The sequence below is a fragment of the Dictyoglomus sp. SSW genome (assembly GCF_055181335.1).
The window spans coordinates 1,109,347-1,135,966 of sequence record NZ_CM143705.1 but is presented as its reverse complement, the minus strand read 5'-3'; the positions used below and the strand labels follow the sequence as shown (position 1 = coordinate 1,135,966).

General features: G+C 34.7%; 38 protein-coding genes and 1 pseudogene. All 39 read right to left on the bottom strand.

The features are described 5' to 3' along the window. Positions 1 to 43 precede the first annotated feature (43 nt). The gene (gene truA, locus ACY3JM_RS05425) at positions 44 to 775 is read right to left on the bottom strand and encodes a tRNA pseudouridine(38-40) synthase TruA (protein ID WP_463082212.1); all 732 of its coding nucleotides are present in this window, start codon (positions 773 to 775) and stop codon (positions 44 to 46) included. A 1-nt stretch (position 776) separates the two neighbouring features. Further along, entirely contained in the window at positions 777 to 1,586 is an 810-nt protein-coding gene (locus ACY3JM_RS05420; protein WP_463082213.1) for an energy-coupling factor transporter transmembrane component T family protein, read from the bottom strand. Next, the gene (locus ACY3JM_RS05415) at positions 1,574 to 2,437 is read right to left on the bottom strand and encodes an energy-coupling factor transporter ATPase (RefSeq protein WP_463082214.1); all 864 of its coding nucleotides are present in this window, start codon (positions 2,435 to 2,437) and stop codon (positions 1,574 to 1,576) included. Before ACY3JM_RS05415 ends, ACY3JM_RS05420 begins: the two co-directional genes overlap by 13 nt. Continuing rightward, positions 2,428 to 3,246, bottom strand: coding sequence for an energy-coupling factor transporter ATPase (locus tag ACY3JM_RS05410; RefSeq protein WP_463111114.1), 819 nt, complete (start codon positions 3,244 to 3,246; stop codon positions 2,428 to 2,430). The genes ACY3JM_RS05415 and ACY3JM_RS05410 overlap by 10 nt, the downstream gene beginning before the upstream one ends. Next, positions 3,246 to 3,596: a 50S ribosomal protein L17 gene (gene rplQ / locus ACY3JM_RS05405; RefSeq protein WP_463082216.1), complete on the bottom strand. Its 351-nt coding sequence runs from the start codon at positions 3,594 to 3,596 to the stop codon at positions 3,246 to 3,248. Before rplQ ends, ACY3JM_RS05410 begins: the two co-directional genes overlap by 1 nt. Then, positions 3,593 to 4,564, bottom strand: coding sequence for a DNA-directed RNA polymerase subunit alpha (locus tag ACY3JM_RS05400; protein ID WP_463082217.1), 972 nt, complete (start codon positions 4,562 to 4,564; stop codon positions 3,593 to 3,595). The genes rplQ and ACY3JM_RS05400 overlap by 4 nt, the downstream gene beginning before the upstream one ends. Positions 4,565 to 4,595: 31 nt before the next feature. After that, positions 4,596 to 5,216, bottom strand: a complete 621-nt coding sequence (gene rpsD / locus ACY3JM_RS05395; RefSeq protein ID WP_463082218.1) for a 30S ribosomal protein S4 — start codon at positions 5,214 to 5,216, stop codon at positions 4,596 to 4,598. A 20-nt stretch (positions 5,217 to 5,236) separates the two neighbouring features. Beyond that, a complete protein-coding gene (rpsK, locus tag ACY3JM_RS05390; RefSeq protein ID WP_463082219.1) occupies positions 5,237 to 5,632 on the bottom strand; it encodes a 30S ribosomal protein S11 in 396 nt (131 codons plus the stop codon). A 57-nt stretch (positions 5,633 to 5,689) separates the two neighbouring features. Further along, positions 5,690 to 6,064 (bottom strand): 30S ribosomal protein S13, encoded by a 375-nt coding sequence (gene rpsM, locus ACY3JM_RS05385; RefSeq protein WP_463082220.1) that lies wholly within the window; start codon positions 6,062 to 6,064, stop codon positions 5,690 to 5,692. Positions 6,065 to 6,081: 17 nt separating this feature from the next. Next, positions 6,082 to 6,195 (bottom strand): 50S ribosomal protein L36, encoded by a 114-nt coding sequence (gene rpmJ / locus ACY3JM_RS05380; protein ID WP_463082221.1) that lies wholly within the window; start codon positions 6,193 to 6,195, stop codon positions 6,082 to 6,084. Continuing rightward, positions 6,185 to 6,436 carry a translation initiation factor IF-1 gene (gene infA, locus ACY3JM_RS05375; protein WP_463082222.1) on the bottom strand — a complete coding sequence of 84 codons (252 nt, stop codon included), beginning with the start codon at positions 6,434 to 6,436 and terminating at the stop codon, positions 6,185 to 6,187. The genes rpmJ and infA overlap by 11 nt, the downstream gene beginning before the upstream one ends. Before the next feature lie 9 nt (positions 6,437 to 6,445). Beyond that, positions 6,446 to 7,198, bottom strand: coding sequence for a type I methionyl aminopeptidase (gene map, locus ACY3JM_RS05370; RefSeq protein ID WP_463082223.1), 753 nt, complete (start codon positions 7,196 to 7,198; stop codon positions 6,446 to 6,448). Further along, on the bottom strand, positions 7,188 to 7,841 hold the full coding sequence (locus tag ACY3JM_RS05365; protein WP_463082224.1) for an adenylate kinase: 654 nt from the start codon (positions 7,839 to 7,841) through the stop codon (positions 7,188 to 7,190). The genes map and ACY3JM_RS05365 overlap by 11 nt, the downstream gene beginning before the upstream one ends. Beyond that, on the bottom strand, positions 7,838 to 9,097 hold the full coding sequence (gene secY / locus ACY3JM_RS05360; RefSeq protein ID WP_463082225.1) for a preprotein translocase subunit SecY: 1,260 nt from the start codon (positions 9,095 to 9,097) through the stop codon (positions 7,838 to 7,840). The genes ACY3JM_RS05365 and secY overlap by 4 nt, the downstream gene beginning before the upstream one ends. Continuing rightward, complete coding sequence (rplO, locus tag ACY3JM_RS05355; RefSeq protein ID WP_463082226.1) at positions 9,097 to 9,543, bottom strand: 50S ribosomal protein L15; 447 nt, start codon at positions 9,541 to 9,543, stop codon at positions 9,097 to 9,099. The genes secY and rplO overlap by 1 nt, the downstream gene beginning before the upstream one ends. After that, complete coding sequence (gene rpsE, locus ACY3JM_RS05350) at positions 9,540 to 10,076, bottom strand: 30S ribosomal protein S5 (RefSeq protein WP_463082227.1); 537 nt, start codon at positions 10,074 to 10,076, stop codon at positions 9,540 to 9,542. The genes rplO and rpsE overlap by 4 nt, the downstream gene beginning before the upstream one ends. 17 nt (positions 10,077 to 10,093) lie before the next feature. Then, a complete protein-coding gene (gene rplR / locus ACY3JM_RS05345) occupies positions 10,094 to 10,462 on the bottom strand; it encodes a 50S ribosomal protein L18 (RefSeq protein WP_463082228.1) in 369 nt (122 codons plus the stop codon). 13 nt (positions 10,463 to 10,475) lie between these two features. Further along, entirely contained in the window at positions 10,476 to 11,018 is a 543-nt protein-coding gene (gene rplF, locus ACY3JM_RS05340) for a 50S ribosomal protein L6 (RefSeq protein ID WP_463082229.1), read from the bottom strand. Positions 11,019 to 11,035: 17 nt separating this feature from the next. Then, a complete protein-coding gene (gene rpsH / locus ACY3JM_RS05335) occupies positions 11,036 to 11,431 on the bottom strand; it encodes a 30S ribosomal protein S8 (protein ID WP_463082230.1) in 396 nt (131 codons plus the stop codon). 11 nt (positions 11,432 to 11,442) lie between these two features. After that, entirely contained in the window at positions 11,443 to 11,628 is a 186-nt protein-coding gene (locus ACY3JM_RS05330) for a type Z 30S ribosomal protein S14 (RefSeq protein ID WP_012548533.1), read from the bottom strand. A 23-nt stretch (positions 11,629 to 11,651) separates the two neighbouring features. Continuing rightward, positions 11,652 to 12,191, bottom strand: coding sequence for a 50S ribosomal protein L5 (rplE, locus tag ACY3JM_RS05325; protein WP_463082231.1), 540 nt, complete (start codon positions 12,189 to 12,191; stop codon positions 11,652 to 11,654). Between the two features lie 18 nt (positions 12,192 to 12,209). Then, positions 12,210 to 12,527: a 50S ribosomal protein L24 gene (gene rplX / locus ACY3JM_RS05320; protein ID WP_463082232.1), complete on the bottom strand. Its 318-nt coding sequence runs from the start codon at positions 12,525 to 12,527 to the stop codon at positions 12,210 to 12,212. A gap of 12 nt (positions 12,528 to 12,539) precedes the next feature. Then, complete coding sequence (rplN, locus tag ACY3JM_RS05315) at positions 12,540 to 12,902, bottom strand: 50S ribosomal protein L14 (RefSeq protein ID WP_463082233.1); 363 nt, start codon at positions 12,900 to 12,902, stop codon at positions 12,540 to 12,542. Between the two features lie 73 nt (positions 12,903 to 12,975). Next, positions 12,976 to 13,224 (bottom strand): annotated as a pseudogene (gene rpsQ, locus ACY3JM_RS05310) (30S ribosomal protein S17); the annotation flags it as partial. A gap of 18 nt (positions 13,225 to 13,242) precedes the next feature. Continuing rightward, positions 13,243 to 13,446 carry a 50S ribosomal protein L29 gene (gene rpmC / locus ACY3JM_RS05305; RefSeq protein WP_463082234.1) on the bottom strand — a complete coding sequence of 68 codons (204 nt, stop codon included), beginning with the start codon at positions 13,444 to 13,446 and terminating at the stop codon, positions 13,243 to 13,245. Between the two features lie 3 nt (positions 13,447 to 13,449). Next, positions 13,450 to 13,869, bottom strand: a complete 420-nt coding sequence (gene rplP, locus ACY3JM_RS05300; protein ID WP_463082235.1) for a 50S ribosomal protein L16 — start codon at positions 13,867 to 13,869, stop codon at positions 13,450 to 13,452. After that, the gene (gene rpsC / locus ACY3JM_RS05295) at positions 13,856 to 14,593 is read right to left on the bottom strand and encodes a 30S ribosomal protein S3 (RefSeq protein ID WP_463082236.1); all 738 of its coding nucleotides are present in this window, start codon (positions 14,591 to 14,593) and stop codon (positions 13,856 to 13,858) included. Before rpsC ends, rplP begins: the two co-directional genes overlap by 14 nt. A 1-nt stretch (position 14,594) precedes the next feature. Further along, entirely contained in the window at positions 14,595 to 14,939 is a 345-nt protein-coding gene (gene rplV, locus ACY3JM_RS05290) for a 50S ribosomal protein L22 (RefSeq protein WP_148805470.1), read from the bottom strand. 15 nt (positions 14,940 to 14,954) lie between these two features. Next, positions 14,955 to 15,239, bottom strand: a complete 285-nt coding sequence (rpsS, locus tag ACY3JM_RS05285; protein ID WP_012547998.1) for a 30S ribosomal protein S19 — start codon at positions 15,237 to 15,239, stop codon at positions 14,955 to 14,957. Positions 15,240 to 15,252: 13 nt separating this feature from the next. Next, positions 15,253 to 16,098 (bottom strand): 50S ribosomal protein L2, encoded by an 846-nt coding sequence (gene rplB / locus ACY3JM_RS05280; protein ID WP_463082238.1) that lies wholly within the window; start codon positions 16,096 to 16,098, stop codon positions 15,253 to 15,255. Positions 16,099 to 16,111: 13 nt separating this feature from the next. Next, positions 16,112 to 16,399, bottom strand: a complete 288-nt coding sequence (rplW, locus tag ACY3JM_RS05275) for a 50S ribosomal protein L23 (RefSeq protein WP_463082239.1) — start codon at positions 16,397 to 16,399, stop codon at positions 16,112 to 16,114. Then, positions 16,396 to 17,025, bottom strand: a complete 630-nt coding sequence (rplD, locus tag ACY3JM_RS05270) for a 50S ribosomal protein L4 (protein WP_463082240.1) — start codon at positions 17,023 to 17,025, stop codon at positions 16,396 to 16,398. Before rplD ends, rplW begins: the two co-directional genes overlap by 4 nt. 18 nt (positions 17,026 to 17,043) lie before the next feature. Further along, complete coding sequence (rplC, locus tag ACY3JM_RS05265; protein WP_463082241.1) at positions 17,044 to 17,688, bottom strand: 50S ribosomal protein L3; 645 nt, start codon at positions 17,686 to 17,688, stop codon at positions 17,044 to 17,046. 15 nt (positions 17,689 to 17,703) lie between these two features. Continuing rightward, the gene (gene rpsJ, locus ACY3JM_RS05260) at positions 17,704 to 18,024 is read right to left on the bottom strand and encodes a 30S ribosomal protein S10 (protein ID WP_148805460.1); all 321 of its coding nucleotides are present in this window, start codon (positions 18,022 to 18,024) and stop codon (positions 17,704 to 17,706) included. Positions 18,025 to 18,042: 18 nt separating this feature from the next. Beyond that, positions 18,043 to 19,260, bottom strand: a complete 1,218-nt coding sequence (tuf, locus tag ACY3JM_RS05255) for an elongation factor Tu (protein WP_463081859.1) — start codon at positions 19,258 to 19,260, stop codon at positions 18,043 to 18,045. A gap of 20 nt (positions 19,261 to 19,280) precedes the next feature. Beyond that, positions 19,281 to 21,356: an elongation factor G gene (fusA, locus tag ACY3JM_RS05250; protein WP_463082242.1), complete on the bottom strand. Its 2,076-nt coding sequence runs from the start codon at positions 21,354 to 21,356 to the stop codon at positions 19,281 to 19,283. A gap of 21 nt (positions 21,357 to 21,377) precedes the next feature. After that, entirely contained in the window at positions 21,378 to 21,848 is a 471-nt protein-coding gene (rpsG, locus tag ACY3JM_RS05245; RefSeq protein ID WP_463082243.1) for a 30S ribosomal protein S7, read from the bottom strand. Further along, on the bottom strand, positions 21,848 to 22,234 hold the full coding sequence (rpsL, locus tag ACY3JM_RS05240; protein ID WP_148805443.1) for a 30S ribosomal protein S12: 387 nt from the start codon (positions 22,232 to 22,234) through the stop codon (positions 21,848 to 21,850). Before rpsL ends, rpsG begins: the two co-directional genes overlap by 1 nt. A gap of 104 nt (positions 22,235 to 22,338) precedes the next feature. Next, a complete protein-coding gene (gene rpoC / locus ACY3JM_RS05235) occupies positions 22,339 to 26,619 on the bottom strand; it encodes a DNA-directed RNA polymerase subunit beta' (RefSeq protein WP_463111113.1) in 4,281 nt (1,426 codons plus the stop codon). Position 26,620: the final 1 nt, after the last annotated feature.

Genomic DNA, 26,620 nt, shown 5'->3' with positions numbered 1-26,620 from the left:
TCCTCCTTTCCCGTTGCATTTTAATATAAATTTGTAAAATATGTCAATAATCTATTTTATATAAATATAAACCATTAGAGGGAGCAGGAGCTGAAAATCTATCTTTATATTCCTCTATTAAATAACTCTCAAAATCCTCTAAACTTTTTCTACCTAAGGATATCTCTACCATACTACCTACCAAAAACCTTACCATTTTTCTTAGAAAGTAGGGGGCACATATGAAATAAAAAAGATAGTTTTTTTTAAAACACCAAAATGATTCAAAAATTTCAATAATAGTATTTTTTTCTGATTCTTTAACTGCAAAATTCACAAAATCATGTTTACCTTTTATAATAAATGCTGCTCTCATTAGTAGATTCCTATCAAGAGGCCCTTTTATCCACCAAGAAAAGTCATTTAAAAAAATATTTTTCTCTGAATGATTATATATGAAATACATATACCACCTTCTTTTAGCAGAAAACCTTGCATGGAAATTGTCTTCAACCTTTTCAACCTTTTTCACTACAATGTCCGTAGGAAGTAACTTATTCAAAACAGATTTAATTTTTTCTTCCTCCCATTCTCTTTGAGATTTAAAACTAATTACCTGTCCCAATGCATGGACACCAGCATCAGTTCTTCCAGCTCCAACAATTTTTATTTCCTCATTAAATATATAACTCAATATTTTCTCCATCTCCCCTTGAACTGTTCTTTTACCTTTTAATCTTTGAAAGCCATAAAAATCTCTTCCTAAATAAGATATCTCCAATTTCCAGTTTGGCATATCAACTAAAAAATACCAGCAATAAAATTGGATATAAAATACCAATAGTCAAGAATACTAAATCCTTTATAGTCCAATGAGATATTCTATATCTTGTTCTTCCCTTTGCTCCTCTATAACAACGAGCTTCCATAGCTTCAGCCAGCTCATTTGCTCTTCTAAAGGCATTTATAAATAAAGGAATAATTATAGGCAGTAAACTTTTGGCTTGAGATATTAAATTTCCTTTTCCAAATTCCGCTCCTCTCGCCTTCTGGGCTTTAATAATCTTATCTGTTTCCTCTAAAAGAGTAGGAACAAATCTTATTGCTATAGTCATCATCATGGAAAATTCATGTACAGGAAATTTAACAAAATTTAATGGCTTTAATAGATCCTCAATAGCTTGGGCTAACTCTAATACTGAAGTGGTAAGAGTAAGAAGGGAAGTTATCAATACTAAGTATATGAGTCTTAAAGACATAAATAAAGCCATTTTGATACCATTGTCAGTAATATGAATAATTCCATATCTAAAATATACTTTTCCACCTTCCTCTCCAAAGAAAAAATGAATTACAAACGTGAATAATATCAAAAAATAAACTGGTTTTAGACTTCTAATAAAATAGTTTATTGATAAAGAAGATAACAGTATTCCAAGTAAAACTAAGAGAAAGAAAAGTAAATAAGAATAGAAATTCAGTTTAAGAAGGAAAATAATAATTATCAACCAAAAAGATACTATAATCTTAGCTTTAGCACTAATTCCATGAAGTAAAGAATTTCCCGGAATGTATTGTCCCAACGGAAATGTCTTTAAGATTTCCATATCGAAATATGCTCCTTAAAAGCTACAATTCTCTCTACAATTTCATGCACAGTAAAGGCTCCTTCTAAAGGATAGCCTTTATCTTCTAATACCTTTCTTAATTTAAGAATTTCCGGAAGCTCCAACTCTGCTTCTTCAACTTTTTCGTAATTTAAAAACAATTTTTCAATAGGACCATCAAAAATAATTTTTCCTTCTTTTAAAACTATTATCCTCTTAACGGTTTTTATTATCTCATCCAAATCATGAGAAACCAAGATTAAGGTTTTATTTTTACTTTGTATCCACCTATTAATATAGTTCATTATTTCGATCTTACCTTTAGGATCTATGTTTGCAGTAGGCTCATCCAATATAAGTACCTCTGGATTCATAGCAAGAATACTTGCAATAGCCAATCTTCTTTTTTCTCCACCAGAGAGATTAAATGGAGATCTATCTTTAATCTCTTCATATGGCAATCCAACTGTAATAAGGGCTTCTCTTACACAATTTTCTAACTTTTTATCTGATATCCCTATATTCCTTGGACCAAATGCTACCTCTTCAAAAACTGTCTCAGCAAAAAACTGATGTTCTGGATATTGAAAAACAATCCCTATAATCTTACAAAGTTCTTTAGAATTCCATTTTCTAATATCTCTGTCTTTTATAAAAATTTCTCCTTGAGTAGGATAAAGAAGACCTGAAATCAACTGAATCAAAGTTGATTTACCAGATCCTGTTTTCCCTATTATTCCTATACTTTCCCCTTCCCTTATATCCAGAGAAATATCTTTAATTGCTTCTCGTTCTAAGGGGGTCTTTTCTAAATATATGTATTGTACATTCTTAAGGCTTATCAAAGCCATACAGAAAGTTCCTCAATGGTAAGAATGGGATGAGGTATTTCAAAACCTCTTTCGACTAAACATTTAGAGAGTTTTGTAACTAATGGTACAGAAAGTCCCCATTTTTCTAACTTTTCGTCTTCCATAAATATCTCCTTTGGAGAACCTTCTAAAACTATCTCTCCTTTATTAAAGACTGCTATTCTATCCGCCCATACAACCTCTTCCATATGATGAGTAATAAGTATAATAGAAGTTTTCTCTTCTTTATATAATTTTTTTATAACCTCCATTATCTCTTTTCTACCTTTTGGGTCCAACATAGTTGTAGGTTCATCTAAAACTATATATTTAGGTAACATGGCCAATATTCCAGCTATTGCTATTCTTTGTTTTTGTCCACCAGAAAGAAGATGAGGAGGATATTTTCTATATTCTTCCATCCCGACAGATTTTAAAGCAAAAGCAATTCTTTCTTCAATCTCCTTGGGAGGCAAACCAAGATTTTCACAACCAAAAGCTACATCTTCCTCAACAGTCATTCCTACTATTTGATTATCCGGGTTTTGAAAAACTAATCCTACCCTTTTTCTTATTTCCCACAAATTTTCAAAGTTTTTAGAATTTAAACCATCAACGATCACGTCACCATATGTAGGAATTAAAAGGCCATTCAAAAGCCTTGCAAAAGTTGACTTACCTGAACCATTAGCCCCAATAACAGCTAAAAAAGAAGGAGAAGGTATCTCTATATTAATATCTTTTAGAGCTACCTTCTCCTGAATCGTACCTTCATGATAGACATAAGAAACATTTCTCAATTGAATCATTATACAAGTTCAATTACCGCCTCTTCTGCTGCATCCCCTCTTCTAAAACCAGCTTTTAATACTCTTGTATATCCACCATTTCTATCTTTATATTTTGGAGCTATTTCTACAAAAACCTTTCTTACAAGTTCTCTATCTTGTAACCATGCATAAACTAACCTTCTATGATGCACAGAGTCATCCTTGGCTATAGTAAGAAGCTTCTCAGCTAATCTACTTACCTCTTTTGCTCTTGGTAAAGTTGTAACTATCTTTCCGTTTTTAAATAAAGAAATTAAAAGAGCTTTTAAGAGAGCCTTTCTTTGAGGTGTTGGCTTACTTAATTTTCTATATGCCTTTCGATGTCTCATTCTAAGTCCTCTCCTTTCTCTAAATCAGGGTTTTCAGTATCCCTTAAACTCAAGCCTCTTTCTCTAAGCTTTTCCTCCAATTCTTGGAGAGACTTTAAACCAAAGTTTTTAATCTTCATTAGATCTTCTCTTGTTTTTGTAAGTAAATCCTCAATAGTATGTATACCAGCATGTCTTAAGGAATTATATGCGCGAGTTGAAAGACCTAAATCCTCAAGAGTTAATCCCTTCTTGCTCTCTTCTTCTAAAGTTGTAATTTCCTCAGTTACTTCTTCATAAGAAATTTGAAAGTCTTTCTCTGCTAAAAGTTTAAAATATTCCATAAGAATTCTCGATGCTTCTCTAAAAGCTTCTTCTGGAGTTATAGATCCGTTAGTCCATATATCTAAAACAAGTCTATCCAAATCTGTCCTTCTACCTACCCTCGTCTTTTCTACCTCATAACCAACTTTCTTTACAGGAGAAAAAATAGAATCTAAAACTAAAACTCCAATAGGTTGGTTAGGCTCTTTATTTTCTTCAGCAGTAACATAACCCTTTCCTTTTTTAACTTCTACTTCCATTCTAAATGGTACTTTATCGACTAAGGTTGCAATTTGTAAATCAGGATTTATTATTTTAACATTAGCAGGTACTACAAAATCTCCTGCCTTTATTACTCTTGGACCCATAACATCAAGATGGAGTATATGGGAATTATTATCTTCTATCTTTACTACCATCTTTTTCAAATTCATTAATACTTCAAGAATCTCTTCTTTAAGACCTGGAAGCACTTCTAACTCATGTTTCACTCCTTCAATCTTTACAGAAACAACTGCTGCACCCTCGATAGATGATAAAAGTATTCTCCTCAAAGCATTTCCAATAGTCCAACCATAACCCCTCTCTAAGGGTTCTACTATGAAACGACAATAATCATCAGTTTTCTTTTCAATAATAACCCTTACATTTTCTTCTATTAGCAAATTATCTACCTCCCTTATCCTGCCACAAAAACTATCTAGAGTAGAACTCTACAATAAGTTGTTCTTGTACTGGTGTATCTATTTCATTTCTGGCAGGAAGTCTCAAAACTCTACCTTTAAAATTATCTTTATCCAATTCTAACCAAGGAGGAACAGACCTACCTCCCAATACAGAAAGAGCTTCTTGAACTGGAAGTAAATCTTTATCTAAAAGTTCTATTATATCTCCTGGTTTTACATTAAAAGATGGTATATTTACTCTTCTTCCATTAACAGCAATCTTACCATGAGAAACTATTTGTCTTGCCTGATCACGAGAAAGTGCCCATCCAAGTCTGTAAACCACATTATCAAGTCTTGTTTCTAATAATTGTAAAAGACGTTCACCTGTAACCCCTCTTCCTTTAGAAGCTATCTCAAAATATCTTCTAAACTGCCTCTCTAATACACCATATATTCTTTTAGCTCTTTGTTTTTCTCTTAATCTCAATCCATATTCTGTTAGTTTTCTCTGAGCTCTGCCATGCTGTCCTGGAGCATAAGATCTTCTATCAAAGGGACATTTTTCAGAAAAACATTTTGTACCCTTTAAAAATAATTTCATTCCTTCTCTTCTACACAAACGACAATCTGGTCCTGTATATCTTGCCATTTTCTCTCCTCCCTTAAATTTTACACTCTTCTTCTACGGGGTGGACGACACCCGTTATGAGGTATTGGTGTAACATCCTTTATAAGAGAGATCTCAAGGCCTGCAGCTTGCAAGGCTCTTATAGCAGTCTCCCGTCCAGGTCCTGGACCTTTAACTAATACATCTACTTTCTTCATTCCATACTCTGAAATAGCCTTTTTAGCTGCCATTTCAGCTGCAAGTTGAGCAGCAAAAGGAGTGCCTTTCTTTGTACCTTTAAAACCAGCTGTGCCACCACTACCCCAGGTAAGAACGTTTCCTTCAGGATCTGTAATGGTAACAATTGTATTATTAAATGTTGAGTTTATATGCGCAACTCCTACAGGAACAATCTTTTTCTCTTTACGAGGACCTCTTGTTCTCTTCTTTTTAGCCATTTACTTAGTTTCCCTCCTGTTTTAACAAATTTTATCAGTTTTATTTAAAGCTAAAAATTATTTTTCCTTTCTCTTAGCACCTACAGTTTTTCTTGGACCTTTTCTTGTACGTGCGTTACAACGAGTTCTTTGACCTCTTACAGGTAATCCTCTCTTATGTCTAATACCACGATAACATCCTATTTCTATAAGACGCCTTATATTAGAGGCTATCTCTTGCCTTAAATCACCTTCTACTTTATAATTATTTTCGATTTCCTCTCTTAATTTGCTTATTTCTTCTTCAGTTAAATCTTTTACTCTCTTATTAGGATCAACACCAGTAGCTTGTAAAATCTTTTTGCTTGTAGTTCTTCCTATTCCATATATATATGTTAGAGCAATCTCTATTTTTTTATTGTTTGGTAAATCTACTCCTGCAATACGTGCCATTTTAAATAAAACACCTCCTATCCTTGCTTCTGTTTATGTCTTGGATTTTCGCAGATAACAAAAACTCTCCCGCCTCTCTTTACAATCTTACATTTTTCACATATTTTCTTCACCGAAGCTCTAACCTTCATCCTTATTACCCTCCTTATTTACGAATCTATATGTTATTCTTCCTTTAGTAAGATCATATATCGAAAGCTCTACTTTTACTCGATCACCTGGCATTACTCTTATAAAATTCATCCTCATTTTTCCAGATATATAAGCCATTATTTCAAGACCATTATCTAATTGTACCTTAAATGTAGCATTTGGCAATGCCTCTTTTACCGTTCCTACAACTTCAATAACTTCTCTATCCTTTTTTGTCATAGGCCCTCCCTAATCTATGGTCAATACCTGAGGACCATTTTCAGTAATTGCTACTGTATGTTCAAAATGAGCAGAAAGTCCACCATCTACTGTAACAGCTGTCCAACCATTATTCAAAATTTTAACCTCATAACTTCCTGTAACAACCATTGGTTCTATAGCAATAACTAACCCCTCTTGTAATACAGGTCCCATTCCTGGAGGTCCATAATTAAGAACATTTGGGGGCTCGTGCAATCTCCTTCCTATACCATGCCCAACAAAATCTCTTATAACATTAAATCCATTCTTCTCAACATATTCTTGAATTGCCCATGATATATCTGAAAGTTTTGCCCCAACTTTAGCCTTCTCTATTCCTCGCCAAAGAGCCTCTTCAGTAACTCTTATAAGTTTTAGAGCTAAAGGAGAAACATCTCCTATAGCATATGTTTTTGCAGCATCTAAAAAGAATCCTTTATATTCTATACCAATATCTACACTTACAATATCTCCATCTTCTATTAGTTTCTTTGTGCTTGGAATTCCATGCACTATTTCTTCATTTATTGAAACACATATTACCTCAGGATAACCCCTATAACCTTTAAAAGCTGGTTTAACATTATAGTTATTCATAAATTCTTCTGCTCTTCTTGCCAAACCATAAGTTGTTATTCCACTTTTTAGGACTCTTTCTATCCCGTTAAAAATTTTTGATAATATTCTTCCTCCTTCTCTCATAATTGCTATTTCATCTTTTGTTTTTAACTCAATTACCATCTTTTACCACCTTTAATATCTCCTGCAAAACTTCTTCTCTATCTTTTTCAGCAATTATTGTATACATTACTCCTCTGTTTTTATAATAATCAATAAGAGGTTGGGTCTCTTTATAATAAGTTTCTAATCTTTTCTTAATAACCTCGGGATAGTCATCACTTCGTTGATATAACTCTCCTCCACAAATATCACATATTCCCTCCTTTTTAGGAGGCATAGAAATTATATTATATATTGCTCCACAATTTTTGCAAACTCTTCTTGATGAAAGTCTTTTTATTACTAAATCATCACTTGCATCCAAATATATAACTTTTAAATCTGCATTCCTTTCATTTAAATATTTATCTAATAATTCTGCCTGCAAAATGGTCCTGGGAAAACCATCTAATATAAAACCATCCTTGCAATCTTCTGTATCTAAACGATCTTTCACTACTTCCCACACAAGTTCATCAGGCACCAATTTACCAGAATCAAGAAATTCTTTAACCCTCATTCCAAGTTCAGTTTGATTCTTAATCGCTTCCCTAAATATATCCCCTGTAGAAATATGGGGGATGTTTAAGATATAACTAATTTCTTTCGCATGTGTACCTTTTCCAGCCCCTGGAGGACCTAAAAATATAATTGCTTTCATCATTTTAAAAACCCCTCATAACTTTTCATTATCATTTGAGCTTCAAGAGTCTTTATAGTCTCTAATATCACACCAACCATAATTAATATACTTGTTCCACCAAGTTGAAATTCTGTAACACCAGTAATTCTTTCAATAAAAGTAGGCAACAAAGCAATCAATCCTAAGAATACACCACCAAAAAAGTTTAATCTATTTAAAGTTTTCGATAAATATTCCTCTGTTGGTTTTCCTGGTCTTACTCCTGGAATAAATCCACCATATTTCTTAAAATTCTCAGCTAAATCTGCAGGATCAAATACTATGGATGAATAAAAGTAAGTAAATCCAAGAACAAGTAAAAAATAAATAATAGGATAGAAAATGGAACTTGGAGAAAAAATATTCAAGATACTCTTTAGCCAACCAATTTTTACAAACGGAATAAAACTCTGTGGAACCATAAGAATTGTAATTGCAAAAATGATTGGTATCACACCAGCTTGATTTAATTTTAAAGGAAGATAGGTACTTTGCCCCCCATAAACTCTTCTTCCTACAATTCTACGAGAATATTGTACAGGAATTCTTCTCTCTGCACTCTCTTCCCAAACCACACCTATAATAATTAATATTAAAAGAGCAAAGAAGGCAATTACATTTAAAATTCCAATTTCTCCTCTACTTAGCAAAGCAAAAGTTCTTGCCAAATCAGTTGGAAATCTTGCAACTATAGATGTTAATATGATTAAGGATACACCATTTCCTATTCCATATTGAGAAATCTGCTCACCAAGCCACATTATAAAAGTACTTCCCGCTGTTAATGTTATTACACTGCTTATCACATATAATGGGGTAAGACTTGGAATAACTTTATAATTATGCATAAAAATAGTTAATCCAAAAGCTTCAATGGCTGCTAATAAAACTGAAAGATTTCTAGCATATCTTGTGAGCTTTTTCCTTCCATCTTCTTCCTTCTTTAACTCAGCTAATGATGGAAATACGGCAGTTAAAAGTTCCATCATGATGGAAGCATTAATAAAAGGTATAATACCCATAGAAAATATAGAAAATCTTGATAGCGCTCCTCCTGTAAATAAATCTAAAAATCCTAAAGCCCCTTGGCCTTTAAAAAGATTTGATAGAGCAACCCTATCTACTCCAGGCACAGGTATATGAGCACCTAATCTATATACCGCAAAAATAAAAAGAGTAAAAAGTATCTTTTTCCTTAAATCTGGTACTCTAAAAGCCCTAGCTAAAGTATCAAACACTATTCAATCACCTCAGCTTTTCCGCCCACACTTTCTATCTTCTGTCGGGCTTTTTCACTAAAGGCATGAGCTTTTACAAGAAGAGGTTTAGTTAATTCACCATTGCCAAGAATTTTTACACCATTTCCAATTTCTTTTACTATTTTTTTCTCCAAAAGTATATTAGGATCAACAATCTCATTTGCGTTAAACTTTTCCTCTAAAACTGAAAGATTTATTACAGTAAATTTTCTGCGGGGAGGATTTGGAATACCATCCATTTTGGGTAATCTTCTAGTTAATGGGGTTTGACCACCCTCAAAACCAGGTCGTACGCCATCTCCAGTTCTTGAGTTCTGACCACTCATACCTCTACCTGCATATTTACCAGAAGCAGCATATCCACATCCCCATCTTTTAGGTTTTTTACGAGATCCTAATTTAGGCTTTAATTCAAATAATTTCAATTTTCTCCCTCCCTATTTTGGGTATTCTCCTCCTTATGTTTTACATCTATTATCTCCCTTATCTTTTTATCTCTCATTTCAGCTACTTCAGGAATAGATCTAAGTTTTTTAAGAGCTTCAAAAGTAGCTTGAGCAAGGTTTATGGCTGTAGTAGAACCCAAAGCTTTAGCCAAAACATTTTTAATTCCTGCAAGCTCTAAGACTGCTCTCGCAGCTCCACCAGCTATAACACCTGTTCCAGGTGCAGCAGGCTTTAAAAGTATTTTAGATGCTCCTAATTTTCCATATACTTCATGCGGAATGGTACCTTTGCTTATTGATATCTTCACCGCATTCTTCTTAGCCCTTCTTACAGCTTTTCTAATAGCATCTGGCACTTCAGCAGCTTTTGCTATACCTACCCCAACAGTACCCTGCTCATCACCCACTACAACTAAGGCTCTAAAACGCAAATTTTTACCACCAGCAACCACTTTAGCTACTCTTCTTATCTCTATAACTCTTTCTTTAAAGACAGGTTCTAACTCTTTCAAAGAAGTTCCCTCCTTTTTTAGAATTCAAGGCCAGCTGCCCTTGCACTATCAGCAAGAGCCTTGACTTTACCATGATATAAAAATCCACCTCTATCAAAAACTACTTTTTTAATTCCCTTTTCTAAAGCTCTTTTTGCTATCACTTCACCAACTAATTTTGCAGCTTCTATATTTTTAGTAGATTTTAACTGTGATCTCAATTCCTTTTCCAAGGAAGAAGCCGATACTAAAGTATGACCTTTCGTATCATCAATTATCTGAGCATATATATATCTCAAGCTTTTAAAAACAGCTAATCTCGGTCTTTCAGGAGTTCCATAAATCTTTTTTCTTATTCTTAAATGCCTTACTTTTCTAAGTTCCTTTCTTGATCTTTTTATAATCATAATGTCAAACCTCCTACTTCTTACCAGCCTTACCAGCTTTTTGTCTAATCTTTTCGCCTTCGTATCTTACACCTTTTCCTTTATATGGATCTGCAGGTCTAATTCTTCTAATTATAGCTGCAAACTGCCCCACTAGTTCTTTATCAATACCCTTTACACTTATTTTAGTATTATCTTGTACTGTTACTGTAAGCCCTGTAGGAATATCAAGCTCTACGGGATGAGAAAAACCCAATTCTAACACAAGTTTATTACCTTGTACTCTTGCTCTATATCCTGTGCCCTGCAATTCCAATCTTTTCTCAAATCCTTGTGTTACTCCTATTACCATATTATTTATTAAAGCTCTTGTTAAACCATGTAAGGCTTTAGTAAATTTTTCGTCATTAGCTCTCTCCACTACTATTTGGCCATCTACTTTCTTTACAGATACAAGAGGATGGAAAGTTCTTTCTAGCTCTCCTAAAGGACCTTTTACCTTTACCAAATTTCCATCACTTATTTCTACTTGTACATTTTGTGGTATTGGTATAGGTTTTCTTCCTATTCGTGACATATTTTATTCCTCCTTTTCTACCATACCATACAAATAAGCTCTCCACCGACCCCTAAAAGTCTTGCCTCTTTATCTGTCATAATTCCTTTAGAGGTAGATAAGATAGCAATTCCCAAACCTCCAAGAACCCTTGGAATTTCTTCTCTCTTAACATAATATCTCCTACCGGGTTTACTCACTCTTTTCAATTCCTGAATTACGGGAGTTTTTCCCTTATATTTTAGATAAATCCTAATATATTTTTGTGGGATCTCTCCTATTACCTCATATTTTGCTATATATCCTTCCTTAAGCAAAATTTCTGCAAGCTTTTCCTTAATTCTTGAATGAGGAATATCAACAGTAGGATGTCGTCTCATATTTGCATTTTTAATTCTAACTAACATATCAGCAATAGGATCTGTTACGTTCATAGCAACCCTCCTTACCAACTTGCTTTCCTAACACCTGGTAATTCGCCTTTTAAAGCTAATTCCCTAAAACATAAACGGCAAAGACCAAACTTTCTTATATATCCTCTTGGTCTTCCACATATTCTACACCTATTATATTCTCTGACCTTATACTTCTTAGGTTTAAGCCATTTTACAATTTGCGATTTCTTAGCCACAATTTCCTCCCTCGCTTTTCAAATTATTTTTTAAATGGCATTCCAAGAAGAGAAAGAAGCTCCTTAGCTTCTTCGTCTGTTTCTGCTGTTGTCACAATGGTAATATCCATCCCTCTTATTCTATCTATCTTGTCATATTCTATTTCAGGAAAAACTAATTGTTCTTTAAGACCTAAGGAGTAATTACCTCTACCATCAAAAGAATTAGGTGAAACACCTGAAAAATCTCTCACTCTTGGCAAAGCAAGATTTATCAATTTGTATAAGAAGGCATACATTCTTTCTCCTCTTAAAGTTACCTTTAATCCTATAGGCATACCTTTCCTTAAGTGAAAGTTTGCTATAGATTTACGGGCTTTTCGTACTATGGGTTTTTGCCCTGTAATGATGCTGAGATCTCGAGCTGCAGCTTCAATTGCTCCTGGATTTTGTACTGCTTCACTTACTCCAATATTTACTACAATCTTTTCAATTTTAGGTACAGCCATTGGATTCTTATATCCGAACTTCTTCATCATTGCAGGAATTACTTCTTGAATATATTTTTGCTTTAAAACTTCCATTATTACCTTCCTCCCTTATTAAACACGATCAATAATCTCTTTACATTTAGAGCAAACTCTTACTTTTTTTCCATCATCTAAAAATGTATGCTTTATCCTCGTAGGTTGGTTACAACGAGGACATATAAGCATAACTTTACACCTATATAAAGGTGCCGGTTTCTCAACTATTCCACCTTGCCTCATTTTAGCAGAAGGACGTACATGTTTTTTTACAATATTAACTCCTTCGACAACTATTTTCTCTTCAGCAGGAAGAACAGAGATAACCTTTCCTTTTTTTCCTTTATCTTTTCCTGATATTACGAGAACTAAATCACCCTTTTTAATATCCATCTCTCTTCACCTCTATATGACTTCTGTTGCTAAAGAGATAATTTTCATAAAATTCTTTTCCCTTAATTCTCTGGCTACTGGTCCAAACACTCTTGTCCCTCTTGGATTACCATCCTTATCAATTATTACTGCCGCATTGTCATCAAACCTTACATAAGATCCATCTTTCCTTCTTATAGTTCTTCTTGTTCTAATAACCACAGCATATACTACATCACCCTTCTTGATATTAGCTCTTGGAACAGCATCTTTTACGCTGGCCACTATAATATCTCCAACCTGAGCTACTCTCTTTTTTCCTAAAATTCTAAAGCACATTATCTCTTTAGCTCCACTATTGTCTGCTACTACCAATCTAGTTTGAGGCATTATCATTTAAATCACCTTCCCTTATACTGTCATTAGTAATATTCTCTTCCACGTTTTCCCCAGATAAGGTAGGTATTAATTCTGCTTTTTTCAAGATCTTTACTAATCTCCATCTTTTTTCTTTTGATAGTGGTCTTGTTTCCCTTATTAATACAATATCACCTTCACGAGCTTCTTGAAGCTCATCATGAGCCTTATACTTTTTCCTTCTTGTTACTGTTTTCTTATATAATGGATGAGTATAAGTCTGTTCTACTAAAACAACAATAGTTTTTTGCATTTTTGCACTTACAACTTTTCCTATCATTTCTTTTCTCTTGCCACTCATTTAATCTCTCTCCTTAAATTAAGATTTTTTAAGTTCACGCTCTCTCAGAATAGTAAGAATTCGAGCAATATCTTTTCTTATTTCCTTCAATCTATGAGGATTAGTTAACCCACCTGTTGATTGTTGTACTCGGAGATTAAAAAGCTCTGATCTCAATTTCTTTAATTCTTCCATTAACTCTTCATTGGTTTTTTCTCTTAACTCCATAGCTCTTCTCCCCATATATTAATCACCACCCAATTCTCTTGTTACAAATCTTGTCTTAATAGGTAATTTACTTCCAGCTATTCTTACTGCTTCCATGGCTTCTTCCTTAGGGATTCCTCCAATTTCAAAAAGTATTGTACCTGGCTTTACTACTGCTACCCATCCTTTAACATCACCTTTGCCTCCACCCATTCTACTTTCTGCAGGCCTTGCTGTTACAGATTTGTCTGGAAAAATCCTAATCCATATTCTTCCATTTTTCCCAGCATGTCTTGTAAGAGTTCTTCTTACAGCCTCTATTTGTTCACTCGTTATCCATGCTGGAGCTAAAGCTTGTATACCATAATCACCAAATACTACCCTATTACCACGCGTAGCTACTCCCTTTAATCTTCCACGATGTTGTTTTCTATGTTTAACTCTTTTAGGCATCAACATCGTAATTCACCTCATCTTTCTCATACATATCTTCATCTATAACCTTTTGAGGTGTAGCCTTTTCCGGTAACTCTCGAATAGGTTCTTTATGAAGTTCAGGAATATCTCCTTTATATATCCAAACTTTTACTCCTATTACTCCTGATATAGTGAAAGCCTCCGCAAAACCATAATCAATATCAGCAGTTAAAGTCTGCAAAGGAATACGGCCTTCTCTAAACCACTCTGATCTTGCAATTTCTGCACCATTAAGTCTTCCACTACACATTACTTTTATACCCTTTGCTCCAGCCCTTAAAGCTCTATTTATTGCTTGTTTCATTGCTCTCTTATAACTTATTCTTTTTTCTATTTGCATTGCTATATTCTCAGCTACAAGTTGGGCATCAAGTTCTGGATTTTTTACTTCTATCACATTAACAAAAACATTTTTATTAGTTAATTTAACAAGATTTTTCCTTATATTTTCAATTTCACTTCCACCTCTTCCAATGAGTACACCAGGCCTTGCAGTATGAATTGTTATATCAACTCTATTTATAGCTTTTCTCTCAATCTCAACACGTGATATTCCTGCTTGGTAGTAGTTCTTTTTAATATAATTTCTTATAGCCCAATCTTCATGTATTAAGGAGGAATAATCAGATTTTTCAGCATACCAATGACTTTTCCAATCTTTTGTTATACCTAATCTAAAACCATAAGGGTGTGTCTTCTGCCCCATATTATTCTTCCTCCTTCTCTTTTAAATAGATTACTATATGACTATTTCTAATTTGTATAATATCTGCCCTTCCTCTTGCACGTGGATTTAACCTCTTCCAACGTGGACCCTCATTTACAAAAGCCTTTGATACATATAATCTTTCAGCCCTAAGTCCATAATTGTGTTCAGCATTTGCTTTAGCAGATCTCAAACATTTTAGTATAAAATGTGCAGCTTTATGAGGAAGGTTTTCTAAAATAGCCTCAGCCTCACTAACCATTTTACCCCTTACAAGATCAATAACCCTTCTTGCCTTGTAAGGAGATATTCTAATATATTTGCTTTCAGCCTTTACTTCAATCATCTAAATTCAACCTCCCTACTTAATCGCTGTAATACGAGCAGTAGGTATTCTGTGACCTGTAAATGTTCTTGTAGGAGCAAATTCTCCCAATCTGTGCCCTATCATATTCTCTGTAATATACACTGGAATATGCTTTCTTCCATTATATACAGCAATAGTATGTCCTACCATTTCTGGAACAATAACAGATCTCCTAGACCAAGTCTTAATAATTCTTTTTTCGCCTTTCTCATTTAACTCTCTTATCTTTTTAAGAAGTTTTGGATCTACATATGGACCCTTTTTTAATGAACGACCCATGAGCTCCTCCCCTTTACTTCATTTCTTTTTTGTCGTTTGCTCTTTGAATTATGAAACGATCAGAAGGCTTTCTCTTTTTCCTTGTCTTGTACCCAAGAGTTGGTTTACCCCAAGGAGTAAGAGGTCCTGGATGACCTATAGGTGCCTTACCCTCACCACCTCCGTGAGGATGATCTACAGCATTCATAGCAGAACCTCTTACATGAGGTCTTCTACCAAGCCATCTGCTTCTCCCTGCTTTTCCTAAGGATATGTTCTGATTATCCACATTACTTACCTGACCGATAGTTGCTCTACAATTTAAATCAAACAACCTTATTTCGCCCGATGGGAGCCTTACGTATGCCCATTTTCCTTCTTTACCTAAGATTTGAGCAGCTGTTCCAGCAGCCCTTACAAGTTGACCGCCTCTTCCAGGATATAACTCCAAATTATGAATCAATGTTCCATCAGGAATATTCTTTAAAGGAAGATTATTCCCTACTTTAATATCAACATTTTCGCCAGACATAATAATATCTCCAACTTTTAAACCTTCTGGTGCTATAATGTATCTTTTCTCTCCATCAGCATAATATAATAACGCTATCCTGGCAGTTCTATTTGGATCATACTCTATACTTGCTACTTTAGCTGGTATTCCATCTTTATCTCTCCTGAAATCAATTATTCTATAAAGTCTCTTATGACCGCCACCTCTAAATCTTGTAGTAACATGGCCAAAATTATTCCTTCCACCACTTTTCTTAAGTGGTTTTAGCAGAGATTTTTCAGGTTCTTCTTTAGTAATCTCTGAAAAATCAGGCAATATTAAATGTCTTAATCCAGGTGTAATAGGTTTAAACTTTTTAAGTCCCATTCTTTTCTACCTCCTATACTCCACTAATAAGCTCTATTTTATAACCTGGTTCTAAAGTTACTATGGCTTTCTTTCTTGTTGAAGTAAATCCCTGAGAAAGACCCAATCTACGTCTTTTTGGTTTTTCATTTATTATAGCCACCTTTTTAACCTTTACCTTAAAAATTTCCTCAACTGCTTTTCCAACTTCTATTTTATTTGTATCCTTAGCCACTTCAAAAACATACTTACCTTCTTTAGCCAAATTTAAACTTTTTTCAGTAAGAACAGGCTTTATAATAACAGTGTATGGATCTCTCATTTCAAAAATGCCTCCTCTATTACAGGTATAGCATCAACAGTCAATACCAAATAATCATATTTTAATAAATCATATACATTAAGACAAGATGCTACCATCGTTTTTACATTCTCTAAATTCATAGCAGCTCTTTTTAATGTTTCATCTTTTTGAGGTATACCTATAAGTACTTTTGCTTCTTTTAATCCAAAATTATTTAATATATTTACCAACTCTTTTGTTTTGGGTTGTGATAATTCAATTTTATCCAAAATATAAAGGTTATTTTCCTTAAGCTTAGTAGATAATGCAGATCTTATTGCAAGTCTTCTCACCTTCTTAGGAATCTTATAAGAATAATCACGAGGTTTTGGACCAAAAGGTCTACCTCCACCTACCCAATGAGTAGCTTTTCTATCACCCTGTCTTGCGTGACCTGTACCTTTTTGAGGCCAAACCTTTCTACCACTTCTATTTACCTCTCCTCTCCTCTTGGTAGAATGAGTACCCTGTCTACCATTAGCTAAATGCATGACCACACATGTGTAGAAAAGGTCAGGTCTTTTCTCTATTCCAAATAATTCATCTTTTAACTCAATCTCTCCAATCTTTTCTGCTTTTTGGTTATATACAGGTACTTGAATCATTTTTCTATCCCCTTCCTATTACTTTATATCCTTAACAGCCTTTCTGATAATTAATAAATTACCTACAGGACCAGGAACAGCACCTTTAACCAAAATTAAATCTTTTTCTTTATCTACCTTTACAATCTTTAGATTTTGAACAGTGATAGTTTCATTGCCCCATCTTCCTGCCATTTTCTGACCTTTCATTACATGCTGAACTCCACCAGCACCAATTGATGCTCTTCTTCTATGAAATTTAGAACCATGAGACATTCTACCACGTGCAAAATTCCACAATTTGATATGTCCAGTATATCCATGCCCTTTACTCTTACCAGTTACGTCAACCAATTCTCCTTCTTGAAATATTTCTACTTTTATCTCTTGACCAGGAACAAAATCTGAAGTATTAACTACTCTTACCTCCTTTATAACTTTAAAGGGTGGAAATCCCAATTTTTTAAATATACCTAACAATGGCTTATTTAGTTTACTCTCCTTACACCTTTCAAACCCTAATTGAATAGCATTATATCCATCTTTTTCTTTAGTTCTCACATTTAATATAAGGCAAGGTCCACTCTTTATTACTGTTACTGGTATAATCTCGCCATTTTCACCAAAAATCTGGGTCATTCCAACTTTTCTACCTAATATAGCTTTTGTTGTAGGAGCAGCCATAGTCTTTACCCCTCTCTATGTTTTAATTTCAACTTCAACACCAGCTGGAAGCTCTAAATTCATAAGAGCTTCCACTGTTTTTGCTGTTGGATTTTCTATATCAATTAGTCTTTTATGAATCCTTATTTCAAAATGTTCTCCAGAGTTTTTATTCACGTGTGGAGAACGTAATACCCAATATCTTGTAACCTTTGTAGGAAGAGGAATAGGGCCAGAAATCTTAGCCCCAGTTCCTCTTACTGTTTCTATAATCTTTTTAGTTGATTGATCAAGAACTCTGTGATCAAATGCTTTTAATTTAATTCTTATTTTTTGTCTATCTGAATAACTACTCATGTCTACTGATCGCCCCCATTATTCAATAATTTTAGTTACGACACCTGCACCAACAGTCTTTCCACCTTCTCTGATTGCAAATCTTAAACCTTCCTCTAATGCTACAGGCTTTATTAACTTTATCTCCATCTCTATATTGTCCCCTGGCATCACCATCTGTACTCCCTCTGGTAATCTTATCTCACCTGTTACATCTGTAGTTCTGAAATAAAATTGTGGCTTGTATCCACTGAAAAATGGCGTGTGCCTTCCCCCTTCTTCCTTCTTTAATACGTATACTTGCGCCTTGAAATGCGTATGTGGCTTTATACTCCCTGGCGCCGCTACTACTTGTCCCCTCTCTACTTCATCTTTGTCTATCCCTCTTAATAATATCCCTATGTTGTCTCCAGCTATCGCTTCATCTAATTGCTTCCTGAACATCTCTACCCCTGTTACTACACTCTTCTTTATCTCATCTGTTAACCCTACTATCTCTACTTCATCCCCTACCTTCACTCTTCCTCTCTCTACTCTCCCCGTAACTACTGTCCCTCTACCAGTTATGCTAAATATGTCCTCTATTGGCATTAAAAATGGCTTGTCTACATCTCTCTCAGGTAATGGTATGTAACTGTCTACCGCATCCATTAATTCCCATATCGCATCTACCCACTTGTCCTCCCCTCTCTTCGTGTTCGGATTCTGACCCATTACCTCTACGGCTTTTAATGCTGACCCCCTTATTACTGGTACTTCATCCCCTGGATATCCATACTTCGTTAATAAGTCCCTTACTTCCATCTCAACTAAGTCCACAATCTCTGGATCATCTACCATGTCTATCTTGTTTAAAAATACTACTATGTATGGCACGTTTACTTGCCTCGCTAATAGTATGTGCTCCCTCGTCTGCGGCATTGGCCCATCCGCCGCTGATACTACTAAGATCGCTCCATCCATCTGTGCAGCCCCTGTTATCATGTTCTTTATATAGTCAGCATGCCCCGGCGCATCTATGTGCGCATAATGCCTGTTTGGTGTCTCATATTCCGCATGATATAAGTTTATCGTCACTCCTCTCGCCCTCTCCTCAGGCGCTTTATCTATGTCTTCATACTTCAATGGCTTCGCTAACCCTTCCGCCGCTAATACCATCGTTATGGCCGACGTTAATGTCGTCTTACCATGGTCTACGTGACCTATCGTACCTATGTTTACATGTGGCTTCGTCCTTACAAATTTCTCCTTCGCCATCCTTTATCTCCTCCTATTCATTATTTTTTAAAATTTGAAGATAAGATTTTTTCCTGAATATTTAATGGCATTTCTTCATAATGAGAGAATTCCATTGAGAATATTCCTCTTCCCTGAGTTAACGAACGGAGAGTTGTAGCGTAGCCAAAGATCTCAGCAAGAGGAACAAGGGCTTTTATAACTCTTGAATTATTTATAAATTCAATTTTTTCTATTCTTCCTCTTCTGCTATTAAGATCTCCTATAACATCACCCATATATTCTTCAGGAACAATTATTTCTAACTTCATTATTGGTTCAAGAAGAACTGGATCACCCTTTAAAACACCATCTTTAAAGGCCTGTGAGGCTGCTATCTTAAATGCCATATCTGAAGAATCTACTTCATGATAAGACCCATCAAAAAGAGTAACTCTTATATCAGTAACGGGATACCCTGCTAATACACCTCTATCTGCAGCCTCTCTCACGCCTGCTTCAACAGCAGGAATGAATTGCTGTGGTATAACACCCCCCACTATCTTATTAACAAATTCAAGTCCGCTTCCTCTTGGTAAAGGCTCCAAATCAAACCATACATGCCCATATTGACCTCTACCACCAGTCTGCCTAATGTATTTTCCTTCTATCTTTACTGGTTTTCTTATAGTTTCTCTATAGGAGACCTGAGGTTTACCCACATTAGCATTAACCTTAAATTCTCTCTTCAAACGATCAACAATAATCTCCAAATGTAACTCTCCCATACCATGAATAAGAGTTTGACCTGTTTCTTCATCATAAGTTACCCTAAAAGTAGGATCCTCTTCTGCAAGTCTTTGTAAAGCAAGACTAAGTTTATCTTGTTCCTCAGTACTCTTAGGTTCAATTGCAACAGAAATAACAGGTTCTGGAAATGACATTCCTTCCAGAATTATAGGTCTATTCTCATCACATAAAGTATCTCCAGTGGTTGTATATTTTAAGCCTACTACAGCAGCTATATCTCCCACATATACTACATCAATATCTTCTCTATGATTTGCATGCATTTGAAGGAGCCTTCCAATTCTTTCTTTTTTACCTTTCGTAGAATTATAAACGTAGCTTCCTTTCTCTAATTTACCTGAGTATACTCTAAAATAAGTTAACCTCCCTACATAAGGATCAGTCATAACCTTAAAAGCAAGAGCAACAAAAGATTCATCTTCGCTCACTATTCTTATCTCTTCTTCTCCAGTTATAGGATTTATACCTTTAACAGGTGGCAAATCCAATGGAGAAGGTAAGTAGTCAATAACAGCATCAAGCAAGGGCTGAACCCCCTTATTTTTAAAAGCAGATCCACACAATGCTGGATATAATATTCCCTCAATAGTTGCTCTTCTTAACACCCTTTTTAGTTCTGATACAGGAATATCCTCTCCCTCTAAATATTTTTCTAAGAGCTCGTCATCGAGCTCTACAATTTTTTCAACAAGTTTATGTCTGTATTCTTCTGCTTGTTCCTTTAACTCTTCAGGTATTTCTGTAATTTCCCACTTAATACCAAGATCATCATAATAAACAATTGCTTTTCTCTCTAAAAGATCTATAACACCCTTAAAATTGTCCTCGCTACCAATAGGTATTTGAACAGGCACCACATTGACTCCTAATCTATCTTCAATCATTTCTACAACCCTGAAAAAGTTAGCACCCACCCTATCCATCTTATTTACAAATATGATTCTTGGCACATTATATTTAGTAGCCTGTCTCCATACAGTTTCAGATTGAGGTTGTACACCAGCAACCCCACAGAAAACAGCAATAAGGCCATCCAAAACCCTCATTGATCTTTCAACTTCAACAGTAAAGTCTACGTGTCCTGGTGTATCAATTATATTGATAACATGATCCTTCCAGCGACAAGTTGTAGTAGCAGCTGTTATGGTTATTCCTCTTTCCCTTTCTTGCTCCATCCAGTCCATAGTAGCAGTTCCTTCATGTACTTCGCCTAATTTATGAGTTCTTCCTGTATAAAACAGTATTCTCTCAGTAAGTGTAGTCTTACCTGCATCTATATGAGCTGCTATTCCTATATTTCTTAATTTATCCAGTGGACATCTAGGCACTTTTATCTTCCTCCTTTTTAATTACCATCTATAATGAGCAAAAGCTTTATTAGCTTCTGCCATTCTATGCATTTCTTCTCTCTTCTTAATAGCCCCTCCTGTATTATTGAGAGCATCTAAAATCTCAGCTGCGAGCCTCTCTCTCATAGGCATACCCTTTCTTTCTCTTGCAGCTCTTACAAGCCACCTTAAAGCAAGAGAAAGGCCTCTTCGTGGAGGAACTTCTATAGGTACTTGATAAGTAGCTCCTCCTACTCTCCTTGGTCTTACTTCAAGAAGTGGAGTCAAATTTTGTACTGCTTTTTCTAAAACAGTTAAAGGATCTTGCTTTGTTTTATCTCTAATTATTTCCATTGCTCCATATACAATTTTTTCAGCAGTACTTTTTTTACCATCCAACATAACCTTATTTATCAACTTTTGTACAAGTACACTATTATAAACAGGATCAGGCGGAATATCTCTTGGAGTAGCAGGTCCTCTACGAGGCATTATTTCTTACCTCCCTCTTTTGGACGCTTAGTTCCATATTTTGATCTTCCTTGTTTTCTGCCTTCAACGCCAGCAGCATCTAAGGCACCACGTATAATGTGATATCGTACACCTGGGAGATCCTTAACACGTCCTCCTCTTACAAGAACTACAGAGTGTTCTTGAAGATTATGGCCAATACCAGGAATGTATGCCCACACTTCAACTCCATTAGTAAGCCTTACTCTTGCTACCTTTCTTAAAGCAGAGTTAGGCTTTTTGGGAGTCATTGTAGTAACACGAATACATACTCCCCTTTTCTGGGGATTACCCATAAGGGCTGGAGATTTACTTTTTCTCTCTTTTGGCTTCCTTCCTTTTTTTACTAATTGATTTATGGTAGGCAAAATTACACCTCCTACTCTATATCTTTTTGAAATTTTTATTAACAACTATAAAAGTATGCCCCTAAAAGCAAGCGAAAAAGTTTATCATTATATACTTAATTTTGTCAAGAGATTTCTTCTGGTTCACCTCCATTTTCTAAGACTTCAGCTTTTTGAGCTTGAGATTTTGCAGGAATAATTCTCTTAAATAGTCCTGTACCTGCTGGAATTAATCTACCTATAATAACATTTTCTTTTAATCCCTCCAAAGGATCCTCTTTACCTTTTACTGCTGCTTCTGCAAGAACTCTTGTTGTTTCTTGGAAAGATGCTGCAGAAATAACACTATCAGTTGTAAGAGCTGCTTTTGTTATACCTAGTACAACATCTTTTGCGATAGGTGGTACTTTTCCTTCTTCTTCAAGTTTCTGCCTGATCTTTTCAAAAGTAACTCTATTAACTAACTGACCAACCAAAAAGTTACTATCTCCTGGATCTTCTATTCTCACCCTATTAGTCATTTGTCTCACAATTACTTCTATATGTTTATCATTTATTTCTGCTCCTTGTTTTGTGTATACCTTTTGTACCTCATCCACAATATATCTTTGTAAGGCAGCAAGTCCTTCATTAGCTAAAATATCTGCTGGGTTTCTATAACCCTTAGTTAATTCTTGTCCAACTGTTACATAATCACCCTCTTTTACTAATAATTGAGCATTAGGTGGTAAAATGTGTTCATCCTTTCCATCTTCTCCTTCTATAACAATTTTTTCTCCTGATTTCGTTCTTACAATCTTTACAAGACCACTCTTACCAGCTATAATTGATTTTCCTTTTGGTTTTCGTGCCTCAAAAAGTTCTTCAACACGAGGAAGACCTTGAACAATATCTTCAGTTTTTGCAGTTCTCTGCTGATAGGATGGGAAGTAAGCAAGGATTGTGCCAAATTCAACTTTTGAACCAACTTTTACATGTATCTTCAACCCTCGTGGAATCCTATAAATTTCTTCACCATCTGATGTTTTTATAATAATATAAGCCTCTCCTGTTGCAACAATATTATCTATAATCTCTCCATTACCTTCATTAATCTCTACCACTTCACCATCTTTACATGCTTGTATTTTGACAGTTTCTCTACTATATTCAGCTATAGTTTCTCCAGCCTCAATTCTCTCACCTATCCTAAATAGAAAACCAGCACCTTCTGGCAAAGGTACATTATATTCTTTTCCATCATCGCCTCTAATTATTAAAGTATAGACCCAATAATGAGATTCTTCGTTATATATATAATCAATTTTTCCTCTATCCCGATCATATTTAATCCCTACAAATGTAAATCTTCTATTTTCCCCATTTTCTTTCCTTACACTTAATACCTTACCATTATATGGTGACATGATATATCTTAAGTTAGGTTCTATATATCCCAAACTCATCCCCTTGGTTACAACTTCCCCTTCGTATGCAGACAAAACAGTACCAGGCGGTAATAAAATTTCTTCTTTTTCATTTACACCTTCAATTATTATTTTTGCCTTAGGACTTACCACTACTTTTTCTTTCTTTCCAAGCACTTCAAATCTTTCTCTAAATTTAATATTTTCAAATTTTACATTTCCAGTTACTCTAACTTGAATATTTTGATGGCTTATAGAGGTTAATGCTACTCCACCAGTATGGAAAGTTCTCATAGTAAGCTGTGTACCAGGTTCTCCAATAGACTGAGCAGCAATAACACCTACAGACTCACCTATATTAACTATTCTATGCATAGCTAAATCTTCACCGTAGCATTTTTGACAGATACCTTTTTCACTTTTACATGTCATAGGAGATCTTATTTTAATTCTTTTTATACCTGCAGCCTCTATTTTTTTAGCCTTTTCTACATCTATATATTCATTTCTTCTTACAATTAGCTCACCTGTATCTGTATAGACATCCTCCGCTACAAATCTTCCTATAATTCTATCCTTGAGCGTTAATACAATCTTTCCTTCATCTTCTAATGGTTCCACATATATTCCATCATTTGTTCCACAATCTTCTTCTTTTATTACAAGACTTTGAGCAACATCCACTAATCTTCTTGTTAAATATCCAGAATCTGACGTTCTCAAAGCTGTATCTACTACTCCCTTACGAGCACCATAAGATGATATAAAATGCTCTGACATAGTAAGTCCTTCATAGAAATTTGACTTAATTGGTATATCCATAATTCTACCTGAAGGATCAGACATTAATCCGCGCATTGCTGCAAGTTGTCTTACTTGATCCACATTACCTCTTGCACCCGAAAAGGCCATCATAAATACTGAATTAAGCATATCAAAATTAGCAAGCATTATATCTTTTACTTCTTCGGTTGCTTTAGTCCATATTTCAATAGCCCTATGATATCTTTCTTCTTCAGAATAAAGACCACTTTCTACTGCTTTTTGTAAGTTTAAAGCCTCCTCTTCAGCCTTTTTAATAACCTTTTCCTTTGCTTCTTTTGGTATTTCTATATCCACAATTGAGAAGCTAACTCCAGCTTTTGTAGCATACATAAAGCCTAATTTCTTGAGTTCATCCAAAAATTCTGCAGTCCTTCCCCAACCATACTCACTAAAGCACTTTTCAACAATTTTCCTGATTTCTTTTCTTGTTAAAACCCCATTATAATATCTTAATTTATCAGGTAAAACCTCATTTAAAATCAATCTACCTGGGGTAGTCTCAATATAAACTTTTTCAACAGGAAATTCCACTCCATACACTTCTTCCATGCTTTTTCTATAAACATACACTTTAGAATGTAAATCAACTTTTCTTTCATCTAAAGCAAGTAATACTTCTTCAGGACTTGAGAATCTTATATTTTCAACTTCTCTTCCTGGTACCATTAAGGTAAGATAATAAAGTCCAATAACTATATCCTGAGTTGGTAATGTTAATGGTTTTCCATGAGCTGGAGAAATAAGGTTATTAGAAGAAAGCATAAGGAGACGAGCTTCAGCTTGAGCCTCTAAGGAAAGAGGCACATGAACAGCCATTTGATCTCCATCAAAATCTGCGTTATATGGTGGACATACCAAAGGATGGAGCTGAATAGCATTTCCATCTATTAATTTAGGCTCAAATGCTTGAATACTTACCCTATGTAAAGTAGGTGCTCTGTTTAAAAGAACAAGTTTTTCTTTGATTATTTCATCTAGTACATCCCATACTTCAGAAGTTTCTCTTTCAATTTTTTTCCTTGCATTCTTAACATTTGTAGCAAAACCATGTTCTATTAATTTATTTATTACAAATGGTTTGAAAAGCTCCAAAGCCATTTTTTTAGGCAATCCGCATTGATGTAACTTCAATTCTGGTCCTACCACAATAACAGCTCTTCCCGAAAAATCAACTCTCTTACCCAATAAATTTTGCCTAAATCTACCTTGTTTACCCTCTAAAATATCAGATAAGGATCTAAGAGGTCTTCCACTAGCATTAGTAACAGGTTTTCCTCTTCTTCCATTATCTATAAGCGCATCTACCGCTTCTTGTAACATTCTTTTTTCATTTCTTACAATTATTTCGGGAGCATTTATTTCTAAAAGCTTTGCAAGTCTGTTATTTCTATTTATCACTCTTCTATAAAGATCATTTAAATCTGAAGTAGCAAATTTTCCTCCCTCAAGTTGAACCATAGGTCTTAAATCTGGTGGTATGACTGGTAATACCTCTAATATCATCCACTCAGGTTTATTTCCAGATAATCTAAAACTTTCCACAATCTCTAATCTTTTAATAAGTTTTGCTTTTTTTTGTCCTTGTAATTCATTTATCTGTTTTCTTAAATCATAAGAAAGTTCCTCAAGATCTATTTCTTTAAGAAGTTTTTTGATGGCTTCAGCACCCATTCCTACTTTAAAGCTATTACCAAATTCGCTCAGAGCTTTTTCATATTCTTCCTCTGTAAGAATCTGCATCTTTTGTAATGGTGTATCTCCTGGAGATAAAACTATATATGAATGGTAATAAATAACTTCTTCCAATTGCTTACTGCTTATATTTAAAAGTAATCCTATATAGTTAGGTACATTTTTAAAATACCATATATGAACTACAGGTACCGCCAATTTTATATGCCCCATTCTCTCTCTTCTAACATCACTTTTTGTAACCGTAACTCCACATCTATCACAAGTTATACCTTCATATCTTTGCCCTTTATATTTACCACAATGGCACTCATAATCCTTGACTGGTCCAAATATTTTCTCACAAAAAAGGCCATCCCTTTCAGGCTTAAAAGTTCTATAATTTATTGTTTCAGGCTTTTTAACTTCTCCATAAGACCAATTCAATATATCTTCTGGAGAAGCTAATCCAAAAACTAATTTATCAAAATCTTTAATTCTCAAG

Excerpts from the sequence above, each read along its gene's own strand:
- truA (WP_463082212.1), bottom strand. The coding sequence starts at position 775 with ATGCCAAACTGGAAATTGGAGATATCTTATTTAGGAAGAGATTTTTAT.
- ACY3JM_RS05420 (WP_463082213.1), bottom strand. The coding sequence starts at position 1,586 with ATGGAAATCTTAAAGACATTTCCGTTGGGACAATACATTCCGGGAAAT.
- ACY3JM_RS05415 (WP_463082214.1), bottom strand. The coding sequence starts at position 2,437 with ATGGCTTTGATAAGCCTTAAGAATGTACAATACATATATTTAGAAAAG.
- ACY3JM_RS05410 (WP_463111114.1), bottom strand. The coding sequence starts at position 3,246 with ATGATTCAATTGAGAAATGTTTCTTATGTCTATCATGAAGGTACGATT.
- rplQ (WP_463082216.1), bottom strand. The coding sequence starts at position 3,596 with ATGAGACATCGAAAGGCATATAGAAAATTAAGTAAGCCAACACCTCAA.
- rpsD (WP_463082218.1), bottom strand. The coding sequence starts at position 5,216 with ATGGCAAGATATACAGGACCAGATTGTCGTTTGTGTAGAAGAGAAGGA.
- rpsK (WP_463082219.1), bottom strand. The coding sequence starts at position 5,632 with ATGGCTAAAAAGAAGAGAACAAGAGGTCCTCGTAAAGAGAAAAAGATT.
- rpsM (WP_463082220.1), bottom strand. The coding sequence starts at position 6,064 with ATGGCACGTATTGCAGGAGTAGATTTACCAAACAATAAAAAAATAGAG.
- rpmJ (WP_463082221.1), bottom strand. The coding sequence starts at position 6,195 with ATGAAGGTTAGAGCTTCGGTGAAGAAAATATGTGAAAAATGTAAGATT.
- infA (WP_463082222.1), bottom strand. The coding sequence starts at position 6,436 with ATGACAAAAAAGGATAGAGAAGTTATTGAAGTTGTAGGAACGGTAAAA.
- map (WP_463082223.1), bottom strand. The coding sequence starts at position 7,198 with ATGGTAATTGAGTTAAAAACAAAAGATGAAATAGCAATTATGAGAGAA.
- ACY3JM_RS05365 (WP_463082224.1), bottom strand. The coding sequence starts at position 7,841 with ATGATGAAAGCAATTATATTTTTAGGTCCTCCAGGGGCTGGAAAAGGT.
- rplR (WP_463082228.1), bottom strand. The coding sequence starts at position 10,462 with ATGATTATAAAAAGATCAAGAAAGGAACTTAGAAAAGTAAGGCATTTA.
- rplF (WP_463082229.1), bottom strand. The coding sequence starts at position 11,018 with ATGTCACGAATAGGAAGAAAACCTATACCAATACCACAAAATGTACAA.
- rpsH (WP_463082230.1), bottom strand. The coding sequence starts at position 11,431 with ATGAACGTAACAGATCCTATTGCTGATATGTTAGTTAGAATTAAAAAT.
- rplE (WP_463082231.1), bottom strand. The coding sequence starts at position 12,191 with ATGGAAGTTTTAAAGCAAAAATATATTCAAGAAGTAATTCCTGCAATG.
- rplX (WP_463082232.1), bottom strand. The coding sequence starts at position 12,527 with ATGGATATTAAAAAGGGTGATTTAGTTCTCGTAATATCAGGAAAAGAT.
- rplN (WP_463082233.1), bottom strand. The coding sequence starts at position 12,902 with ATGATAATGCCTCAAACTAGATTGGTAGTAGCAGACAATAGTGGAGCT.
- rpmC (WP_463082234.1), bottom strand. The coding sequence starts at position 13,446 with ATGGGGAGAAGAGCTATGGAGTTAAGAGAAAAAACCAATGAAGAGTTA.
- rplP (WP_463082235.1), bottom strand. The coding sequence starts at position 13,869 with ATGTTGATGCCTAAAAGAGTTAAACATAGAAAACAACATCGTGGAAGA.
- rpsC (WP_463082236.1), bottom strand. The coding sequence starts at position 14,593 with ATGGGGCAGAAGACACACCCTTATGGTTTTAGATTAGGTATAACAAAA.
- rplV (WP_148805470.1), bottom strand. The coding sequence starts at position 14,939 with ATGATTGAAGTAAAGGCTGAAAGCAAATATATTAGAATATCTCCTTAC.
- rpsS (WP_012547998.1), bottom strand. The coding sequence starts at position 15,239 with ATGGGTCGTTCATTAAAAAAGGGTCCATATGTAGATCCAAAACTTCTT.
- rplB (WP_463082238.1), bottom strand. The coding sequence starts at position 16,098 with ATGGGACTTAAAAAGTTTAAACCTATTACACCTGGATTAAGACATTTA.
- rplW (WP_463082239.1), bottom strand. The coding sequence starts at position 16,399 with ATGAGAGATCCATACACTGTTATTATAAAGCCTGTTCTTACTGAAAAA.
- rplD (WP_463082240.1), bottom strand. The coding sequence starts at position 17,025 with ATGATTCAAGTACCTGTATATAACCAAAAAGCAGAAAAGATTGGAGAG.
- rplC (WP_463082241.1), bottom strand. The coding sequence starts at position 17,688 with ATGGCTGCTCCTACAACAAAAGCTATATTAGGTAGAAAAGTTGGAATG.
- rpsJ (WP_148805460.1), bottom strand. The coding sequence starts at position 18,024 with ATGAGTAGTTATTCAGATAGACAAAAAATAAGAATTAAATTAAAAGCA.
- tuf (WP_463081859.1), bottom strand. The coding sequence starts at position 19,260 with ATGGCGAAGGAGAAATTTGTAAGGACGAAGCCACATGTAAACATAGGT.
- rpsG (WP_463082243.1), bottom strand. The coding sequence starts at position 21,848 with ATGCCTCGTAGAGGACCTGCTACTCCAAGAGATATTCCGCCTGATCCT.